This is a genomic window from Paraburkholderia sp. IMGN_8 (assembly GCF_038050405.1).
In the GTDB taxonomy this organism is placed as follows: Bacteria; Pseudomonadota; Gammaproteobacteria; order Burkholderiales; family Burkholderiaceae; genus Paraburkholderia.
The window spans coordinates 3,927,830-3,948,329 of sequence record NZ_CP150900.1; the positions used below are offsets into that span (position 1 = coordinate 3,927,830).

Annotated in this window: 15 protein-coding genes; 3 read left to right on the top strand and 12 right to left on the bottom strand. The window is 62.5% G+C overall.

From position 1 onward, the window contains the following. Nucleotides 1-102: 102 nt before the first annotated feature. Nucleotides 103-2,010, bottom strand: coding sequence for an ABC transporter ATP-binding protein/permease (locus tag WN982_RS17850; protein ID WP_341313239.1), 1,908 nt, complete (start codon nucleotides 2,008-2,010; stop codon nucleotides 103-105). Between the two features lie 288 nt (nucleotides 2,011-2,298). Between WN982_RS17850 and WN982_RS17855 the strand changes: the two genes are divergently transcribed. Then, complete coding sequence (locus WN982_RS17855; protein ID WP_341313240.1) at nucleotides 2,299-2,694, top strand: acyl-CoA thioesterase; 396 nt, start codon at nucleotides 2,299-2,301, stop codon at nucleotides 2,692-2,694. A 13-nt stretch (nucleotides 2,695-2,707) separates the two neighbouring features. On the opposite strand, the gene WN982_RS17860 is transcribed toward WN982_RS17855, so the two are convergent. After that, complete coding sequence (locus WN982_RS17860; RefSeq protein WP_341313241.1) at nucleotides 2,708-3,613, bottom strand: LysR substrate-binding domain-containing protein; 906 nt, start codon at nucleotides 3,611-3,613, stop codon at nucleotides 2,708-2,710. A gap of 139 nt (nucleotides 3,614-3,752) precedes the next feature. Between WN982_RS17860 and WN982_RS17865 the strand changes: the two genes are divergently transcribed. Continuing rightward, nucleotides 3,753-4,367, top strand: coding sequence for a glutathione S-transferase (locus WN982_RS17865; protein ID WP_341313242.1), 615 nt, complete (start codon nucleotides 3,753-3,755; stop codon nucleotides 4,365-4,367). 84 nt (nucleotides 4,368-4,451) lie between these two features. Here WN982_RS17865 and WN982_RS17870 read toward each other — a convergent pair whose 3' ends face one another. Together WN982_RS17870 and WN982_RS17875 are read right to left on the bottom strand one after the other, a co-directional pair. After that, entirely contained in the window at nucleotides 4,452-7,562 is a 3,111-nt protein-coding gene (locus WN982_RS17870) for an EAL domain-containing protein (RefSeq protein WP_341313243.1), read from the bottom strand. 138 nt (nucleotides 7,563-7,700) lie between these two features. Beyond that, entirely contained in the window at nucleotides 7,701-8,177 is a 477-nt protein-coding gene (locus WN982_RS17875) for a nitrate reductase associated protein (RefSeq protein WP_341313244.1), read from the bottom strand. Nucleotides 8,178-8,333: 156 nt separating this feature from the next. Here WN982_RS17875 and fdhD point away from each other — a divergent pair, with 156 nt between their 5' ends. Beyond that, complete coding sequence (gene fdhD / locus WN982_RS17880; protein ID WP_341313245.1) at nucleotides 8,334-9,173, top strand: formate dehydrogenase accessory sulfurtransferase FdhD; 840 nt, start codon at nucleotides 8,334-8,336, stop codon at nucleotides 9,171-9,173. 18 nt (nucleotides 9,174-9,191) lie between these two features. On the opposite strand, the gene WN982_RS17885 is transcribed toward fdhD, so the two are convergent. The 8 genes from WN982_RS17885 to aspS form a co-directional block, all read right to left on the bottom strand. Then, nucleotides 9,192-9,962, bottom strand: coding sequence for an enoyl-CoA hydratase (locus WN982_RS17885; protein WP_341313246.1), 771 nt, complete (start codon nucleotides 9,960-9,962; stop codon nucleotides 9,192-9,194). Between the two features lie 114 nt (nucleotides 9,963-10,076). Further along, on the bottom strand, nucleotides 10,077-11,276 hold the full coding sequence (locus WN982_RS17890) for an acetyl-CoA C-acyltransferase (RefSeq protein WP_341313247.1): 1,200 nt from the start codon (nucleotides 11,274-11,276) through the stop codon (nucleotides 10,077-10,079). Nucleotides 11,277-11,464: 188 nt separating this feature from the next. Next, complete coding sequence (locus WN982_RS17895; RefSeq protein WP_341313248.1) at nucleotides 11,465-13,900, bottom strand: 3-hydroxyacyl-CoA dehydrogenase/enoyl-CoA hydratase family protein; 2,436 nt, start codon at nucleotides 13,898-13,900, stop codon at nucleotides 11,465-11,467. A gap of 116 nt (nucleotides 13,901-14,016) precedes the next feature. Then, nucleotides 14,017-15,804, bottom strand: a complete 1,788-nt coding sequence (locus tag WN982_RS17900) for an acyl-CoA dehydrogenase C-terminal domain-containing protein (protein WP_341313249.1) — start codon at nucleotides 15,802-15,804, stop codon at nucleotides 14,017-14,019. Nucleotides 15,805-15,901: 97 nt separating this feature from the next. Continuing rightward, on the bottom strand, nucleotides 15,902-16,501 hold the full coding sequence (locus WN982_RS17905; protein WP_179736094.1) for a TetR/AcrR family transcriptional regulator: 600 nt from the start codon (nucleotides 16,499-16,501) through the stop codon (nucleotides 15,902-15,904). A 228-nt stretch (nucleotides 16,502-16,729) separates the two neighbouring features. Then, a complete protein-coding gene (gene clsB / locus WN982_RS17910) occupies nucleotides 16,730-17,998 on the bottom strand; it encodes a cardiolipin synthase ClsB (protein ID WP_341313250.1) in 1,269 nt (422 codons plus the stop codon). Beyond that, nucleotides 17,995-18,495 carry a dihydroneopterin triphosphate diphosphatase gene (gene nudB / locus WN982_RS17915; RefSeq protein ID WP_341315833.1) on the bottom strand — a complete coding sequence of 167 codons (501 nt, stop codon included), beginning with the start codon at nucleotides 18,493-18,495 and terminating at the stop codon, nucleotides 17,995-17,997. Before nudB ends, clsB begins: the two co-directional genes overlap by 4 nt. Nucleotides 18,496-18,680: 185 nt before the next feature. Next, nucleotides 18,681-20,480: an aspartate--tRNA ligase gene (aspS, locus tag WN982_RS17920; protein WP_341313251.1), complete on the bottom strand. Its 1,800-nt coding sequence runs from the start codon at nucleotides 20,478-20,480 to the stop codon at nucleotides 18,681-18,683. Between the last annotated feature and the right edge of the window lie 20 nt (nucleotides 20,481-20,500).

A 20,500-nucleotide genomic window follows, 5' to 3' on the forward strand; every position in this document is an offset into this window, starting at 1 on the left:
GAACGTCCGCCGTGTTGGCAGACGCCGTGCGGTAACTCGCCGTTCAATGCTCAACGCGTCATACAACAGGCAAACGCGGCGCATTCCGCCGCCGCTTGCTTACTATCGCCCGCCGGCTCCACCCTCTCCACCATCGCCCGCGCCCACCGTTTCGGCGGCCTCGGGCGCCTCTGCCGCGCGTTGCTGCTGCAACGCCCACATCTGCGCGAACAACCCGTTCGCGCTCAGCAATTCGGCGTGCGTACCGCGCTCGACGATGCGTCCTTTGTCCATCACGATGATCTGCTGAGCGTGCACCACGGTCGAAAGCCGGTGCGCGATGATCAGCGTCGTGCGCTCGCGGGCGATCTGATCGAGTTCGTGCTGGATCGCGCGCTCCGAACGCGAATCGAGCGCTGAGGTCGCTTCGTCGAACAGCAGGATCGGCGGATTCTTCAGGATGGTCCGCGCGATCGCGACGCGCTGCTTTTCACCGCCCGACAACTTCAAACCACGCTCGCCGACAGGCGTGTCGTAACCCTTCGGCAGACCTTCGATGAAGTCGTGAATATGCGCGGCGCGCGCCGCCGCGATCACCTCGTCACGCGTGGTCGACGGTCTGCCATAAGCAATGTTGTAGTAGATCGAATCGTTGAACAGCACCGTGTCCTGCGGCACGATGCCGATCGACGCGCGCAGCGAATCCTGCGTGACGTCGCGAATATCCTGGCCGTCGATCGTGATCGCGCCGCCGCTCGCCCGATCCAGATCGTAGAAGCGGAACATCAGCCGCGCGAGCGTCGATTTGCCCGAGCCGCTGTGGCCGACCACCGCCGTCGTGGTGCCCGCCGGAATCGTGAAACTCACATCGTGCAGAATCTTCCGCGCGGGTTCGTACGCGAAGTTCACGTGTTCGAAGCGGACCTGCGCGCCGCTCACTTGCAACGCGGGCGCATTCGGCACATCCGGCACCTCCTGCGAGGCGCCGAGCAGCGTGAACATGCGGTCCATGTCGGTGAGACTCTGCTTCAGCTCGCGATACACGACGCCGAGAAAATTCAGCGGAATGTAGAGCTGCAACATGAAGGTGTTGATCAGCACCAGATCGCCGAGCGTGAGGCGCCCGGCCATCACACCTTCAGTGGCGCGCCACAGAATGAACACCAGCCCAGTGCCGATGATCGCCTGCTGACCGAAATTCAGCGCCGACAACGAGCGCTGCGATTTGATCGCCGCCGTGCGATAACGCTTGAGATTTTCGTCGTAGCGCTGCGCTTCCCACTCCTCGTTGCCGAAGTACTTGACGGTCTCGTAGTTGAGCAGCGAATCGATCGCGCGCGAGTTCGCCCGCGAGTCGAGATCGTTCATCGTGCGGCGAAAATGCGTGCGCCATTCGGTTACTTTGACGGTGAACGTGATGTACACGGCCAGCGCGATAAACGTGACGATCGCGTAATACGCTTCGTATTTGACGACGAAAAAGCCGAGTACGAGCCCGACTTCGACGAGCGTCGGCAGAATGCTGTACAGCGAATACGAAATGAGCTGCGTGATGCCGCGCGTGCCGCGTTCGATATCGCGCGACATGCCGCCCGTCTGCCGCTCGAGGTGAAACCGCAACGACAGCGCATGCAAATGGCGGAACACTTTCAACGCGAGTTGCCGCACCGCGCTCTCGGTCACTTTCGAAAACAGAATCTCGCGCAACTCGGTGAAAAGCGACGTGGACAGCCGCACCACCGCATACGCAACGACCAGCAAACCGACACCGCCCAGCAACACGATGCCCGGCGAATCGTGCGCGCGGCCGAGCGCCGTCAGATGCTGCACGGAGGCGAGGTTGTCGACGATCCGCTTCATCACGATCGGCACGCCGAGGTTGGCGATCTTCGCGCCGATCAGGCAGCTCAGCGCGAAGACGACGCGCCATTTGTAGGTGGCGAGGTAGGGCAGCAACGACAGGATCGTCTGCCAGTCGTTGCGCGGCTGGGTCGAGATCGGTGAAGGTTCGGAGGCGGGCGTGCGGCGCATGGAATCGGCTGGGGGAGGGTGTGGAAGCGACGGAGTTCGCAGCGGCGCCGACAGGCAGTTGGCAAACTGCTTTTTGTCGCGCGACCCGGCTGGGCGCTTTCCCGTACAATTCCTGATCTTTCTATTGTCGCAGAAGCCGGCTGGCGCCGCTTTTCATGGGCTGTGCGGCCGTCAGTGACGCGCGTCTCGTTTACGCGCTGGTCATGCCGCTGTGTCGTGCAGTTGTCGTGAAATCCCCCGCCTGCTGGTCGAGCCGACCGAGCCAATACGTTTCTCAAGGGTGCCCCGATGACCAATCTTCTTCAACTCCCGCAAAAGTCATGTGCGCTGCGCGTCGTGCCGCAGCCGTCGGACGCGAACGTCCACGGCGACGTGTTCGGCGGCTGGATCATGGCGCAAGTGGATATCGCCGGCTCGATTCCGGCGAGCCGCCGCGCCAACGGGCGGGTGGCGACCATTGCGGTCAATTCGTTCGTCTTCAAGCAGCCGGTGTTCGTCGGCGATCTGCTGAGCTTTTACACGGATATCGTGAAGACGGGCAACACCTCGGTGACGGTGTCGGTCGAGGTATACGCGCAGCGCATGAGCCTGACCGAAGAAGTCGTGAAGGTGACCGAGGCGATCCTGACCTACGTCGCGACCGATAGCGACCGGCGCCCGCGGGCATTGCCGGTGCTGGACTGACCGGTACCCACGCTCAACCACCCTCGCGCAAATATTCGTCGACCTGCTCTTCGATCCATTGCGCGAAGTGCGCCTGCTTCGCATTGAGGCTCTCGCGTTGGGGCCACACAAGCCAGTAGGAATACCGATACGGCACGCGGATATCGGTGATCTGCACCAATTCGCCTTTCGCCAACGCACGCGCGACCAGACTGCGCCGCTCGAGCGCAACGCCCTGCCCGAGCAATACCGCGCCCAGCACAATGTTCGAATCGTTCGCCGACATGACGATGCCCTGGGCGGGCGGCTCCGCCACCTGCGCCGCCTGGCACCATTCGCTCAACGGCGTGTTCGGACTGGAGATCAGCGGGCACGCCACTACGTCTTCGGCGGTCACCGGAAAGCGGCCGTGAGGGCCGCCCGTGAAATGCGGCGCCGCGACCATCAGCATTTCGTCGTCGAACAGTTTCTGTTGCGCGACATCGGCCCAATGGCCCTGCCCCATGCGGATACCGATGTCGCTCACACCATGGCGCAAATCCTCGACCTGCAGCGTCGTCAGCAACCGGATCCGATAGTACGGATGCGCTTCGCGGAAGCTGGCAAGGCGCGGCACGAGCCAATGCTGCGCGAACGACGGCACGGTCGCGATGATCAGTTCGCTCTCGTGCGGGCGCGCCTGCGCACGGCGCGTTGCGTTCGTGATGTCGCGCAGCGCCGCCCGTATTTCAAGCGCGTAGAGCCGCCCGTCCTCGGTGAGCCGCAAACCGCGCGCTTCGCGCATGAATAGCGCGACGCCCATCGAATCTTCCAGCACCTTGATCTGCTGACTGACCGCCGAATGGGTCACATGCAACTCGCGCGCGGCCCGCGTCACGCCGCCGAGCCGGGCGACGGCTTCGAAGCAGCGGAGAGCGGCGAATGGCGGGATGGGTTTCATGTAAGAAATTCTGACGTAAATCGTCGATTAATGTCGCTTTTTTTACCGTCAGAAGATGCTTAATCTGTTGGTTGAACGCAATTGGAGCACGCCCCGGCGGACTTGGGCGCGCCATGATAGATCTTCTAACGGGATAGCGATGAAACTGATCGGAATGCTTGACTCGCCCTATGTGCGCCGCGTCGCCATCTGCCTCAAGTTGATGAAGCTCGACTTCGAGCACGAATCGATCTCGGTATTCAGGCACTACGACGAGTTCGCGAAGATCAACCCGGTCGTCAAAGCGCCCACGCTGGTGCTCGACGACGGCCAAACCGTGATGGAATCGACGGTGATTCTTCAGTACGTCGCCACGCTCGCCGGACCGGATGAGCGGATTTTCCCGTCGCAGCCGGAGCATTGGACGCGCGCAGCGCGCCTGACGGGGCTGGCGCTAGCCGCATGCGAAAAGTCGGTGCAAATCGTCTACGAACGCAATCTGCGGCCGGCGGAGAAGCAGCATGAGCCGTGGGTCGATCGTCTGAACGGGCAATTGCATGCCGCTTATCGCGAACTCGAGGAGGAACTCGCAGCCGCCCCACTGCCGATCGAGCCGGACCGCTTTGGCGCGGCGGACGTCACCGTGGCGGTCGCGTGGAACTTCACGCAGATGTTCCTGCCGGAAATCGTCGCGAAGGCGGCGTATCCCCGTCTGCAGGCTTTTTCCGAATCAGCCGAACAGTTGCCGGCTTTCGTCAGCACGCCGGCTGTTTGAGGCTGCACGTCGCGGGACGGACCGCGACTTAGGCTTACGGTCCGTTGCACGCGCCAAGGCGCGCGCCTGAGCCCGCGCTAACACTCAGACTGCGACGATCTCCCGGCCCACTCCGCCCTGGAACAACGCGGAGATCGCGTCCGTCGACAACGGTTTGGCGAAGTAGAAACCTTGCATCTCGTCGCACGCGCGCTCTTTCAGGAAGTCGAGTTGAGCTGAGGTCTCCACGCCTTCCGCGATCACCTGCAACTTCAGCGAATGCGCGAGCGCGATGATCGCCGAGGTGATCGTTTCGTCGTCGCCGCTAACGCCGATGTCCGACACGAACGAGCGGTCGATTTTCAGGCGGTCCACCGGGAAGCGTTTCAGATAGCTGAGGCTCGAATAGCCGGTGCCGAAGTCGTCGATAGCGAGACCGATACCCAGCGCGTGCAGTTCGTTGAGCATCGACACCGCTTCTTCGGCGTTGCGCATGATCGTGCTTTCGGTCAGTTCGAGTTCGAGGTATTGCGGCTCGAGGCCCGTCTCATCGAGCACCTGCATCACCAGCTTGGCAATATCGCGCTGCTGGAACACACGCGCCGACAGATTCACCGACACCCGCGCCGGCGGCAAGCCCTGATCCTGCCAGGCCTTGTTCTGCCGGCACGCTTCGCGCAACACCCACTCCGACAGCGGCCCGATCAAGCCGCTTTCTTCCGCGACCGGAATGAACGACGACGGCGGGACCAAGCCGACTTCCGGATCGCGCCAGCGCACCAGCGCCTCGGTGCCGACAATCTGCCCGCTCTCGATATCCACCTGCGGCTGGTAGTGCAGCAGGAATTCGTCGTCGCGCAACGCACGGCGCAAACGCCGTTCGAGATTCAACCGAGCGCCCGCGCTCGCGTTCATCTCCGGCTGATAAAACTGGAACGTGTTGCGGCCCATGTCCTTCGCGCGATACATCGCGAGGTCGGCCTTTTTCATCAGTGTTTCCGCGTCGTCGCCGTCCTGCGGGAACAGGCTCGCGCCCATGCTGCAGCCGACATACAGCTCGGTGCCGTCAAGCCACACCGGCTCGGAAATCGACGCGCGCACACGCTCCATCCACGCGATCAGCGACTGTTCGTCGACGGTGTCGGTCATCACGATCACGAACTCGTCGCCACCGTGACGGGCCACCGTGTCGCTCGTGCGCGTACAGCGAGCGAGCCGCTCGGCGACCACGCTCAGCAGGCGGTCGCCGACGCTGTGACCGAGACTGTCATTGACGTTCTTGAAGCCATCCAGATCGATGAACACCACCGCGACGCCCTTGTGATGCCGCTGCGCGACGATCAGCGCATGCTGCAGGCGGTCACGCAGCAGGTTGCGATTGGGCAGCCGCGTCAGGCTGTCATAGTTGGCCTGATATTCGAGTTGTTCCTGATAGCGGATCAGATCGGTCACATCGTTGATGACGCCGATGTGATGCGTGATGACGCCCTCCGCGTTCGGTACCGGCGCGATGAAAAGTTGATTCCAGAACAGCGCGCCGTCCTTGCGATAGTTGCGCACCACGGCGCTGACCTCGCGGTTCGCCGCGAGCGCCTGACGAATCTCGGCGACGCCCTCCTGATCGCGGTCGTCGCGTTGCAGCACGCGGCAATCGTGACCGATCAATTCGGCCGGATCGTAGCCGGTGATGCGTTTGAACGCAGGGTTCACGTATTCGATCAGATTGCCCGACGGCGACGGCGCGGTAATCAGAATCGCGTTGACGCTCGCATCGAGTGCGCGGCTTTGCAGACGCAAGGCCAGGTCGGCGCGCTTGCGTTCGGTGATGTCCGTATAGGAACCGAGCACGCCGATGACGCGGCCGTCGCTATCGGTGAACGGCAGCTTGCTCGTGACCGTCGTACGGTGCACGCCGTCGATGATCACGTCGACTTCGAAGCTCATCTTCGGCACGCCGGTGCTCAACACCTCTTCGTCGTGCCCGCGCAGCTGGTCGGCGAACGCGCGCCACGGCATATCGACATCGCTCTTGCCCACCACCTGCTCCGGATAAGCGAGCCCCGCGTCGCGCGCGAACGCCATGTTGCAGCCGAGATAGCGCGATTCCCGGTCCTTCCAGAAAATGCGCTGCGGAATGTTGTCGATCACCGTCTCCAGCATCTGGTTCGAGCGCTGCGCTTCGGCTTCGGCATTGATCTGCTCGGTGACATCGTCGGCCAGCACGAAGAAGGCGGCGCGCCCCATGAAGTTCAGCGCGTGGTACGAAATATCCGCGCTGATGGTCGAGCCATCCTTGCGCCGGTGATGCCAGACGCCTGCCATCGTGCGGCCGCGCGACACCGCGTCGCTACGCTGCATGTGCGATTCGAGGCGCCCGATTTCGGAATTTGGCCGGATCGCGCGGATCGTCATGCCGAGAAATTCGCTCTCCGTGTAACCGTATTGCTGAACGGCGGCCGCGTTGACAGCCAGAAAGCGCAGCGTGTCGCGATCGAAGATGTACATCGGCACTGGATGGTCGTCGAACAGGCCGCGAAAGCGGTCGTCGTGGCGGCCCAGCGCGCGAACCATGCGCAATTTCTCGCGCGCGCTGTTTTCGCGCGCGCCGAACGTGTAGATCAGCAGCGCGCTGCCGGCCAGCATCGTCAGGATCAGGAACAGCATCGCGTGCCGGGTTTCATGCGTGGAGGCCGCGAGCGACGCCTGCAACGCATGATTCTCCTGCGCCCGCAGCGCTGCCAGCCCGGCTTCGACGCGGTCCTGTCCCATGCCGAGACGCGTGTAGGCCGACGACGCCCAGGCGCGCGACTCGTTCGGCGCGGCGCTCGCGCCGCGCAACAGCGCCGCATCGATGTCGCGTTGCAGCGCGTGGCTATCCGCGCTCAGTTTGCCGAGTGCATCGAGCATGGCCGGCTCTCCGGCCAGATCGCTGCGCAACTCGCGCTCCAGCCGGGCCAGCGACGCCGCCACAATGGCGGTCTCTTTCGCAGGCGGAACCTCGCCCGACGCTTCGAAACGGCCGAGCGCGGCGAGGCCGCCGTCGAGCGCCATCTGGTAGGCGTCGAGGTCCTCGCGCACGCTTGTCGAACGCAGCACGCGCGCGTCGATGTCGCGCTGGCCGCAAATCTGCGTATAGGCGACGAACGCGTTCGCGCCGACCGCCGCGGCGACGACCGCCAGATTGATCAGCAGCCGCTTCGATAAAAAAGGAATCATGGGTTCCGAACGTCAATCGTTCTGGGGGCGGGAGCGCGAGCTCGCGTCGATACGAGTTTTTTTGCGCGCTATCCCATGGATAACGGCAGGGTTCGGAACAGCTTGAGGGTGTCGAGAGAAAAAATTGGCCCGCCGCACCTAGCCGGCCGCACCAAATTCCTTCATCGCGGGGACAAAGTCGTGGTTACCTTCCGGCTTGCGCGACAGTTTGGCGAGCACGTAGCGCTTGAACGGCGCCAGTTTGGCCCACTGGGCAACGTCCGGCGCGGGCAAGCCGGCGAGTCCCGCCTGGTGCGTGACGCCCTCCGGTACGCTATCCGTGCGGCGCCAGGCAGGCGCTTCGTCGGGCGTGAACCACTCCGGTTCGACGTTCGCGTGGGTGCGCAGCATTTCGAACAGTGCGTGATCGAAATTCGGCTCGATTTCCGTGTCTTCCTCGACCGGAAAACGCGCCAGCAGCTTGCGATCTTCGAGCGGCAGCAACTGCCACTGCGCAAGCGAGATACGCAGCCCGAAACGGTCCAGATTGAAGCGCACGGACATTGGAATGAAAGTGAAATTCTCCGAAGACTCGACTTCGAAGTTGAACAGAAGCGGTGCTTCGTTGAGTCCCATGACAGTATCCCTCTTTGACGGCGGCCGACGCGCAAACCCGCCTTGGGGTATTTTAGAACCTTATTCGCGTAACAGCGGCGCGGACTGGGGCCGCTTTTCTGCGCCAGGCAAGGTTTGAAGCCGCTCGCGCGCAGCATGGCAAAGGAGTGAGGCAACTTGAACGAACTGGAAACGGCTGGACAGCCGGGCGCCGTGGAGCGCCAGGTGCACCGGCACCGCGGCGCGGCGGTCGAAACCGTCACCGATCACGTCGGTCAGGAGTGGCCGGTCGCACTCGTCTTCAATGGCATTTCGCACGCGGTGATGATGTGCACGCCGCGCGATCTGGAAGCGTTCGCGGTGGGTTTTGCGATTTCGGAAGGGATCGTGGAGCGCGGCAGCGACATTCAGGACATCGAGGTCGAACTGCATGACGACGGCGAATTGCCGCATGCCGAAGTGCAATTGCAAGTGGTGCAACAGGCTTTCGTCGCGCTGAAGGAAAAGCGCCGCGCACTGGCCGGGCGTACCGGCTGCGGCGTATGCGGGATCGAAAGCATCGATCTGCTGGATCTGAAACCGGAACGCGTGCCGGACACCGGTTTTCTGCAACGGCTCGCGCCGGATGCGATCGCTCGGGCCGCGCGCGAATTGCCCGGGCACCAGGCGCTGACGCGCTTGACCGGCGGATTGCACGCTGCCGCATGGTGCGATGCGGCAGGCGCGATCCGCTACGCATTCGAAGATGTCGGCCGTCACAACGCGCTCGACAAACTGATCGGCCAACTGGTGCTCGATCGCGCGGATACGAAAGAGGGTTTTGTGTTTCTGTCGAGCCGCGCCAGCTACGAGCTGGTGCGCAAGGCGGCGCGCGTCGACGTGCCGATGGTCGCCACCATTTCGGCGCCGTCGTCGCTGGCGATTGCGATTGCGCGCAAGGCCGGCGTGCGGCTCGTCAGCTTCTGCCGCGAAACCAGCTACGTCGACTACGACACGTTGCAGCCGACGCAGCCTTGAACGTCTGAACGCTGCCGATCAATCGAATTGCCGGAAGTCCGGCTTGCGCTTCTCGAAGAACGCCTTGAACGCCTCGCGCGCTTCGGGCGCGATCAGCATCTTGCCGAAATGCACCGCTTCCTCGGACATCTGCGTTTGCAGCTCATGCTGGCTCGCGCGCTTCATCAGACTCTTCGTCACGCGCAACGATGAGGCCGGCAGCGCCGCCAGCTTCGCTGCTTGCGCTGCCGCGAATGCGTCGACTTCAGCCGCGGGCAGCAGGCGATTCACGAAGCCCATGCGTTGGGCTTCGCGCGCGTCGAACGCTTCGCCGAGCAGCAGCTTTTCAGCCGCGGCCTGATAACCGGCGACGCGCTGCAACAAGAGACTCGAGGCCGCTTCCGGGCACAACCCAAGCTGCGCAAACGGCAGTGAGAAGGTGGCTGTGTCGGCGGCGTAGACCAGATCGCAATGCAGCAGCAGCGTCGTGCCGATGCCGACAGCCGGACCCGCCACGGATGCCACCACCGGCTTTTCCGCCGAACTGATCGCACGCAGGAACTGGAATACCGGCGAATTTTCGCCGCCTGGCGGCTTCTTCATGAAGTCTTCGAGATCGTTGCCGGCGCTGAAAATGCCGACGCTGCCACGAATCAGGATCGCCCGGACCGATGCGTCGCCGTGCGCTTCTGCCAGCGCATCGGCCATCGTCTGATACATCGCGGCCGTAATCGCGTTCTTCTTGTCCGGCCGGTTGAAGGCAATCGTCAGCACGCCGTCCGCGCGCTCGACCAGAATATCCATTGTCATCTCCTCACACTGCTGAATGGAAAAACGGTTCGCAGGCCAGTCGGCCTGCGAACCGTTCATGTGGTCCTTAAGGGATCACTGTGGGGTTCCCCTCGGGGACCAGAGCGAACACGATTACAGACGTTCGATGATGCCCGCGGCGCCCATGCCGGTGCCGACGCACATTGTCACCATGCCGTACTTGTAGTTACGGCGCCGCAAGCCGTGCACCACCGTCGACGCACGGATCGCGCCGGTCGCGCCCAGCGGGTGGCCGAGTGCGATCGCGCCGCCGAGCGGGTTGATCTTCGACGGATCGAGGCCGAGGTCCTGAATCACCGCCAGCGATTGCGCGGCGAACGCTTCGTTCAGTTCGATCCAGTCGAGGTCGTCCTGCTTCAGGCCAGCGGCCTTCAGCGCAGCCGGAATCGCTTCCTTCGGACCGATGCCCATGATTTCCGGCGGCACGCCGCGCACGGCGAAGCTGACAAAACGCGCGAGCGGCGTCAGGTTGAACTGCTTGAGCATCTTCTCCGACACGACGATCAGCGCGCCCGCGCCGTCCGACGTCTGCGAGCTGTTGCCCGCCGTCACCGAACCCTTGTTCGCGAACACCGCGCGCAGCTTCGCCAGGCCTTCCATCGACGTGTCCGCACGCGGGCCTTCGTCGAGCGCGACCTCGCGCGTCTTGACCCGCACTTCACCGGTGGCGAGATCAGGGAAACGCTCGGTGATCGTGTACGCGGCGATTTCGTCGTTGAATTCGCCGGCTTGCTGTGCGGCGATGGCGCGGCGATGCGACTCGACCGAGAACTGGTCTTGTGCTTCGCGGCTGATCTTCCAGCGCTCGGCGACCTTCTCGGCCGTCAGGCCCATGCCGTAAGCGATGCCGATATCTTCATTACGATCGAAGATGTGCGGCGACATCGACGGCTTGTTGCCCATCATCGGCACCATGCTCATCGATTCGCAGCCGCCCGCAAGCATCGCGTCCGATTCGCCGACGCGAATGCGGTCAGCCGCCATCGCCAGCGCTGTGAGGCCCGATGCGCAGAAGCGGTTCACCGTCACGCCGCCGACCGTATTCGGCAGGCCGGCCAGCAGCGCGCCCATCCGCGCGACGTTCAGCCCCTGTTCGGCTTCCGGAATCGCGCAGCCGATGATTGCGTCTTCGATCACCTTGGTGTCGAGACCCGGCACTTGCGCCACGGCCGACTTGATCGCGTGCACCAGCAGTTCGTCCGGGCGCGTGTTCTTGAACATGCCGCGCGGCGCCTTGCCGATCGGCGTGCGGCTCGCGGCGACGATGTATGCGTCTTGCAATTGCTTTGTCATTTAAAGCTCTCCTTTGTCGACCAGAGTTGGCGCTTTAGTGCCTTACTCTGGTCCCATGCAGTCTTATCGCAGTCGACCAGAGTTGGCGCTTTAGCTGTCGACCAGAGTTCGCGCTTTAGCGCGTTACTCTGGTCCCATGCAGAGCACTTACTCCGGTCCCATGCATATGGATGCTGCCCGCTCGTCGCTTAGTTGCGCACCGGCTTGCCGGTTTGCAGCATGCCCATGATCCGTTCCTGCGTCTTTTGCGTGCCGAGCAGGTCCACGAACGCACGACGCTCGAGTTGCAGCAGCCATTCTTCATCGACCAGGCTGCCCGCTTCGACATCGCCGCCGCACACCGCTTCGGCGATGCGACCAGCGATCAGGAAATCGTGCTCGCTGATGAAGCGGCCATCGCGCATGTTGACAAGCGATGCCTTGATGGTCGCAATCGCCGAGCGGCCCGCGACCGGTACTTGCGTCACGCGCAGCGGCGGACGGTAACCCGCTGCGGACAGTGCACGCGCTTCCTTCTTCGCGACGTCGAGCAGTTCAAACACGTTGAAGACGATCGTGTCGGACGGCTTCAGATAGCCCATCGCGCGGGCGTCGAGTGCGGAGGCCGACACCTTCGCCATCGCCGCATTTTCGAACGACTTCTGCACGAACTTCAGCAGGTCGTTGGTCGCGCCGGCTTGCGTCGCGGCTTCCGCTGCGCGCAGTGCCGCTTCCTTCAGACCGCCGCCGGCCGGCACGAGACCCACGCCGACTTCAACCAGACCGAGATAGCTTTCGATGTGCGCGACACGCTTCGCGCTATGCAGCGCCAGCTCGCAACCACCGCCGAGCGCAATACCCGACACGGCCGAGATGACCGGCACGCTCGCGTACTTCACGCGCAGCATCCCTTGCTGGAACTTCTTCACGAACGGCTCGATACCCTTCGCGCCACCCATCATGAACGCCGGCATCGCTTCTTCGAGGTTCGCGCCTGCGGAGAACGGGCCACCCGGCGTGCCGAGTTTCAGCGACGTCGGCTGCCACACGACCAGACCCTTGTAGTCTTTTTCGGCCAGTTCGATGGCTTGCGTCATGCCGTCGATCACCGACGGTCCGATCGTGTTCATCTTGCTCTTGAACGACACGATCAGGACGTCGTTCTCGCCTGCACGGTCGTCGACCCATGCGCGCACAGCGTCGGTTTCGAACAGCGTCTTGCCGTAGGTCTTCGGATCGGCCGCCGTTTCGCCGACCAGCGGCGCACGGAACACCTGTTTGTCGTAGACGCTAAGGGACGAGCGCGGCACGAACGTTTTCGAAGCCGGTGACCACGAACCTTCGTTCGTATGCACGGCGCCCTTCTCGGCGACGGGACCTTCAAGGACCCACGACGGCAGCGGCGCGTTCGACAGCGCCTTGCCTGCCGCGATGTCTTCCTGCACCCACTCGGCGACCTGCTTCCAGCCGGCCGTCTGCCAGCCTTCGAACGGGCCTTCGTTCCAGCCGAAGCCCCAACGGATAGCCAGATCGACGTCGCGCGCGTTGTCGGCGATCGACTCCAGATGCACACCGATGTAGTGGAACACGTCGCGGAAGATCGACCACAGGAACTGCGCCTGCGGGTGTTCCGATTCGCGCAGCAGCTTCAGACGCTCTGCCGGCGGGCGCTTCAGAATGCGTCCGACCAGTTCGTCCGCCTTCGCGCCGCCGTCGACGTACTCGCCCGTCTTCGGGTCGAGCACCTTGATCGCCTTGCCTTCCTTCCTGTAGAAGCCGCCGCCGGTCTTCTGACCGAGCGCGCCCTTCTTCACCAGTTCGGCGAGCACGGCGGGCGTTTCGTAGACCGGGAAGAACGGATCGTCCTTCAGGTTGTCTTGCATCGTCTTGATGACGTGCGCCATCGTGTCGAGACCGACCACGTCCGCGGTGCGGAACGTCGCCGATTTCGCTCGGCCGAGGCGGCTACCCGTCAGGTCGTCCACTTCGTCGAAACGCAGGCCGAACTTCGCGGCTTCGGTAATGACGGCGAGGATCGAGAAAATACCGACGCGGTTCGCGATGAAGTTCGGCGTATCTTTGGCGCGCACGACGCCCTTGCCGACCACGCTCGTCAGGAACGATTCGAGTTGATCGAGGATTTCCGGACGCGTCGTTGCGGTCGGAATCAGTTCGACCAGATGCATGTAGCGCGGCGGATTGAAGAAGTGCACGCCGCAAAAGCGTGACTTCAATTCATCCGGGAAACCATTCGACAGTTCGGTAATCGACAGACCCGACGTGTTGGTCGCGAAGATCGCATTCGACGCGATGTGCGGCGAAACCTTCTTGTACAGGTCGTGCTTCCAGTCCATGCGTTCGGCGATCGCTTCGATCACGAGGTCGCACTCGGCGAGCTTTTCGATGTCGTCGTCGTAGTTGGCCGGCTGGATGTATTGCGAGTCGTCCTTCACGCCGAACGGCGCCGGCGACAGCTTCTTCAGATTCTCGATCGCCTTCAGCGCGATCGCGTTCTTCGGGCCTTCCTTTGCGGGCAGGTCGAACAGCAGCACGGGCACCTTGGCGTTGATCAGGTGCGCGGCGATCTGCGCGCCCATCACGCCGGCGCCGAGCACGGCTACCTTGCGAATGATCAGATTGCTCACGTCGTTCCTCCGGGGAGTTATGCGGGGTCGCGAATGTTTCATCAGCTTTTCGCGATGTGTGTGGCTGGCGGAGCGCCACACTCTTTTGCGAGCGTGGCGCTTGCCTCGATGGGTGCTTAGAACAGCGCTTCGTCGACTTCCATCAGCGACTTCGAACCAGCGCGCGCCTGACGGATCGTCATCGCCGTTTCCGGCAGCAGCTTCGCAAAGTAGAAACGTGCGGTGGCCAGCTTCGCCTTGTAGAACGCATCGCCCGATGCTTCCTTGTCGAGCGCGATGCGCGCCATGCGCGCCCAGAAGTACGAGAACACCAGGTGGCCGACGGTACGCAGATACGGCACAGCCGCGGCGCCGACTTCGTCCGGGTTCTGCATCGCCTTCATGCCGATTTCCATCGTCAGCTTCTGCACCTTTTCACCGATGTCGGCGAGCGGGTTGATGAACTCCTGCATTTCCGGCTTCACGCCTTCGGCTTCGACGAACTCCGACACCAGCTTGCCGAATTTCTTCATCTTCGCGCCCATGTCGCCGAGAATCTTGCGGCCCAGCAGGTCGAGCGCCTGAATCGCGTTGGTGCCTTCGTAGATCATATTGATGCGCGCGTCGCGCACGTATTGCTCCATGCCCCACTCGGCGATGAAACCGTGGCCGCCGTAGATCTGCATCGCGTGATTGGTGCCTTCGAACGCGTTGTCCGACAGGAAGGCCTTCAGGATCGGCGTGAGCAGCGCGACCAGATCGGCGGCTTCTTTACGCACCGATTCGTCGGCGTGCGACAGTTCCTTGTCGATGTGCAGCGCGGACCAGTACGAGAAAGCGCGCGCGCCTTCAGCGTAGGCCTTTTGCGTGAGCAGCATGCGGCGCACGTCCGGGTGCACGATGATCGGGTCAGCCGCCTTTTCCGGCGCCTTCGGGCCGGTCAGCGAGCGCATTTGCAAACGCTCTTTCGCGTACGTCAGCGAGTTCTGGTAAGCGATTTCGGTCAGGCCCAGGCTCTGCATGCCGACGCCTAGACGCGCGGCGTTCATCATCACGAACATCGCGTTGAGGCCCTTGTTCGGCTCACCGACCAGCCAGCCCTTCGCGCTGTCGAGATTGATCACGGCGGTCGCATTGCCGTGGATGCCCATCTTGTGTTCGATCGAGCCGCACTTCACTGTATTGCGTGCGCCCGGTTCACCCGCCTCGTTCGGCACGAACTTCGGCACGATGAAGAGCGAAATGCCTTTGGTGCCCATCGGCGCATCCGGCAGACGCGCGAGTACCAGGTGAACGATGTTCTCCGACAGATCGTGTTCGCCGCTGGAGATGAAGATCTTCGTGCCGCTGATCGCGTACGAGCCATCGCCGTTCGGCTCGGCCTTCGTGCGCAGAATGCCGAGATCGGTGCCGCAGTGCGGCTCGGTCAGACACATCGTGCCCGTCCATACGCCCGACACGAGCTTCGGCAGATAGGTTTTCTGCTGCTCCGGCGTGCCGTGCGCATGCAGACATTCGTACGCGCCGTGCGACAGCCCCGGATACATCGTCCAGGCCTGATTCGCCGAGTTGAGCATTTCGTACAGCGCGTTGTTGACGAACGCGGGCAGGCCCTGCCCGCCGTATTCCGGATCGCAACCGAGTGCGGGCCAGCCTGCTTCGACGTACTGTCGATAAGCTTCCTTGAAGCCCTTCGGCGTGGTCACAACGCCGTCGCCGACGTACGTGCAGCCTTCCTGGTCGCCGCTCTGATTCAGCGGGAACAGGACTTCGGAGCAGAACTTGCCGGCTTCTTCGAGCACCTGGTTGATCGTGTCGGCATCGAGATCCGCATGCTTCGGCATCTGCTTGATCTCAGCTTCGACGTTAAGCAGCTCGTGCAACACGAATTGCATGTCGCGCAGCGGCGCGGCGTACTGTCCCATGACTCTCTCCAAAGTTTGACAAGAAGCCAGGCTGTCAGTTGGGTCCGTGGAAACGGACTTTCAGCGCCGCTGAATCTGCTTAAGTTCGGCGGCCCTGCTAACGGCTTTCGCTCTGATACGAAATAATCAATTTTTCCAGCGCGGCCCACGTGAGGCGCACCGCATCCGGCAAGTGCAGGAAGCGCGCGTCGTGATGCAGGCCGAGCGTGAAGCTGTACAGTTCGAACAGCATCAACTGCGGATCGGTATCGGCACGCAGATGCCCTTCTTCCATCGCCTGCGAAATCGCGCGAGTGAGCGCCGCACGCCAGATCGTCACGCTCGACACCAGTTGCTCGCGCACCGGGTTGTCCGCGCGATCGTCATACTCGACCGCGCCGCTGATATAGATGCACCCAGTCGTGACTTCCTGAATGCGCTTCTCGATCCAGCGGGAGATCATTGCGCGCAGACGCGGCAAGCCGCGGGGCTCGCGCAAACTCGGGAAAAATACCTCGTCTTCAAAACGACGGTGATATTCGCGCACGACTTCGACCTGCAAATCCTCGCGCGACCCGAAATGCGCAAACACACCGCTTTTGCTCATCTGCATACGCTCGGCCAGCAGCCCAATCGTCAGACCTTCTAGTCCGTCGCGGCTTGCCAGATCAAGTGCTGCTTCGAGAATCGCGGCTCGCGTTTGTTCGCCTTTTCGCATAGCTTTTTTTACCGTTCTAATGTGACCGAAAGAAAATCGAACGGCCGTACTATTATTGAGTGCCGCCGTCCGCGAAACAAGGACTTTATTAGAAACCGGTTTCTAACCCGGTTTCAATTCTGCTGCATCCGTCAATCGGAGGAAGGAGATTTTTTAGAGGCGTTTGCCTTCTTTTTTATCCTTACCTTGGCGCCGCGCCCTTGCGCTTATGTGAGAGAGGAGGACGCACTAGTCATAGCCGCCCACCGTCAGTAGCTTCATCACGGCCCGATAGGTCGTGTAAGCGAGCCAGTTGAGGAAGCGCTCGCCGGCCGGACGGGCACGGTAACGCACCTCTTCGATCCGCCGTGAATCCTTGAACGCCACGAGGATCGCTTCGCGCAGCGCATTGATCTGTGGGTCGTTCACCAGCACCACGTTGGCTTCGTTGTTGAGCACGAGGCTAAGCGCGTCGAGGTTCGACGAGCCAACGGTGGCCCAGTTCGAATCCACCACCGCGACCTTGCCGTGCAGCATGGTTTTCTCGTACTCGGCGATCTCCACGCCTGCTTTGAGCAGCGCACGATACAGGAACGGCACCGCGTAATCGAGCGCGGCAAACTCCTTGCGCCCGATGATCAGCTTTACATCGACGCCACGCCGGGCCGCAAACACCAGCGCACGCCGCAGCTTGCGGCCCGGCATGAAGTAGGGATTGGCCAGCAGCACTTCGCTGCGCGCCTGGCCGATCGCGGTCAAATAAGCTTTTTCGATGGCGCGCCGGTTGATCAGGTTGTCGCGCGCGACGAAGGCCACGCATGGCTGTCCGCCGGCCCATAGCGCCTCGTTGCGGTTGCGGTTGCGGCGGCGGCGCCGCCGCAGCGTGCCGAGCGACGCGCCGGTCTTCGGCGCAGGATCGGGCTCCATAGACTCTAAGGGCCGATGGCCAAGGCGAATCCGCTGCCATTGCAGCTCGAATGCCTGGCGGATATCGCCGACCACCGGCCCGTGCAACTCGACTGCGAAATCCCAGCGCCGGTACGGCAGCTTCTCACCGTTGTTCTCGTAATCGTCGACGATATTGATGCCACCGCAATACGCGAACTGATCGTCCACCACCGCCAGTTTGCGGTGCGTGCGCGAGAAGCCGAAGCGGCCGAACAGATGCGGGTTGTAGATGCGGTGTTCGATGCCGGCGAGTGTCCATTCGTTGAACAACGGCAGGCGCGCGGTGCCGATGCCGTCGGTGATCACGCGCACCTTCACGCCGCGCGCGACGGCGCGCAGCAGCGCCGCGCTAACGGCATGGCCGGCGCTGTCGTCGCAGAAGATATAGGTTTCGAGAACGACGTCGGTCTGCGCCGCGTCGATACGTCCGGTCAGCACCTCGAAGAACTCGTCGCCGGAACGCAGCAGCTTGACGTCGTTGCCGCTGGTGAAGCGATATCGCTGCCAGTAGCGGCGGCCAAGCAGCGATTGCCGGAGTCGCGCGAAACGGCGCGCGCCGCCGACGCTCACCGGGCACGCTCCTTCAGGCGCTCATCGAGCCGCCCATTCAGCCTCTTGGGTAACTGCAAGATCGCGTCGGCATTCGACGACGAAAAGCAGCGCGACGCAGCCTCTTCATACGGCAGCCACAGGAACGCGGTGTGCTCGCGCGGCGCGAGCGTCACCTCGATCTGCTCGGGCACTTGCAGGCTGAACCAATGCTCGGTGTTATGGATCACGCCCTCGGCATAGCGATGGCGAAACTCCGGGTAAATCTCGTACTCGATCTCGTATTGCCAATCGAATAGCGCGCTCTGCGGCACCGGCATACTGCCAACCACGATGCCGGTCTCTTCCGCGACTTCGCGCACGGCCGTTTCGGCGAGCGGCTCGTCGAGATGGTCTTTGGAACCTGTCACCGACTGCCAGAAGCCTTCATGGTCGGCGCGCTCGATCAGCAGCACCTCGAGCGCGGGCGTATGGATGATGACGAGTACAGATTGCGGGATCTTCGGCGGTTTCGGCATGGCGTTAAAACTGGGCGCAATGCTTGCGCGGTACATGTCGGCGAGTGGTCCGATGAGCGCTCGAGACCGGTTGCTTCGACTGTAACGCAAAAAACGAAAAAGGCGCATCACGCGCCTTTTTCGTCTCGCTTTTCGTCTACCTCTTGCTGTCGTTTTCAGAGAGCTTTGGCTTGACCCGTTTCCGGTTACACCTTCGGTTCCGGCGTACGCAGGCGGATGTGCAACTCGCGCAACTGGCGCTCGTCCACTTCGCTCGGCGCCTGCGTGAGCAGACACTGCGCGCGTTGCGTCTTCGGGAACGCGATCACGTCGCGGATCGAATCGGCGCCGGCCATCATCGTGACGATGCGGTCCAGACCGAAGGCGATACCGCCGTGCGGCGGCGCGCCGTATTGCAGCGCGTCGAGCAGGAAGCCGAACTTGGCTTGCGCTTCTTCCGCGCCGATCTTCAACGCGCGGAACACCTTGCTCTGCACTTCTTCACGGTGGATACGCACCGAACCGCCGCCGATTTCCCAGCCGTTCAGCACCATGTCGTAAGCCTTCGCGAGGCAGCGCGCCGGATCGGTTTCCAGATACTCGAGGTGCTCGTCCTTCGGGCTCGTGAACGGGTGATGCGCGGCGACGTAGCGGTTGTCTTCTTCGTCGTATTCGAACATCGGGAAGTCGACCACCCACAGCGGCTTCCAGCCGGACTCGACCAGACCGTTGGCCTTGCCGAATTCCGAATGACCGATCTTCAGACGCAGTGCGCCCAGGCTGTCGTTCACCACCTTCGCGCGATCCGCTGCGAAGAAAATGATGTCGCCGTCTTGCGCGCCGGTGCGCTCGATGATCGCCTTGACCGCTTCGTCGTGCAGGTTCTTGACGATCGGGCTTTGCAGACCGTCACGGCCCTTCGCGACTTCGTTGACCTTGATCCACGCCAGGCCCTTCGCGCCGTAGATGCGCACGAATTCCGTGTAGCTGTCGATGTCGCCACGCGAAAGCTCGCCGCCCTTCGGAACGCGGATTGCCGCGACGCGGCCGTCTTTCGTGTTGGCCGGCGTGCTGAACACCTTGAAGTCGACGTCCTTCACTGCATCCGTCAGGTCCGTGAATTCGAGCTTCACGCGCAGGTCCGGCTTGTCCGAACCGAAGCGGCGCATCGCTTCCGAATACAGCATGACCGGGAATTTCTCGTCCAGCGAAACGCCGATCGTTTCCTTGAAGACGTGACGGATCATCGCTTCGAACAGATCGCGGATTTCCTGTTCCGACAGGAACGAGGTTTCGCAGTCGATCTGCGTGAATTCCGGCTGACGGTCGGCGCGCAGGTCTTCGTCGCGGAAGCACTTGACGATCTGGTAGTAGCGATCGAAGTTCGCCACCATCAGCAGTTGCTTGAACAGCTGCGGCGATTGCGGCAGCGCGAAGAACTGGCCCGCGTTGGTACGCGACGGCACGAGGTAATCGCGCGCGCCTTCCGGCGTGCTCTTGGTGAGCATCGGCGTTTCGATGTCGATGAAGCCTTGCGCATCCAGATACTTGCGCACTTCGATCGCGACGCGGTAACGCAGACGCAGGTTGTGCTGCATCTGCGGACGGCGCAGGTCGAGCACACGGTGCGTGAGACGCGTGGTTTCCGACAGGTTGTCGTCGTCGAGCTGGAACGGCGGCGTGATCGATGCGTTCAGCACGATCAGCTCATGGCACAGCACCTCGATCTTGCCGCTCTTCAGCGCGGCGTTCGTCGTGCCTTCCGGCCGGCTGCGCACCACGCCCTTGATCTGCAGGCAGAACTCGTTGCGCACGCCTTCGGCGGCTTTGAACATCTCCGCGCGATCCGGATCGCAGACGACCTGAACGAGGCCTTCGCGATCGCGCAGGTCGATGAAGATGACGCCGCCATGGTCGCGGCGGCGGCTTACCCAGCCGCACAGCGAGACGGTTTGGCCCAGCAGTTCTTCGGTCACCAGACCGCAGTATTCAGATCTCATCGACATGATGTTTGTCTTTCGTTTTG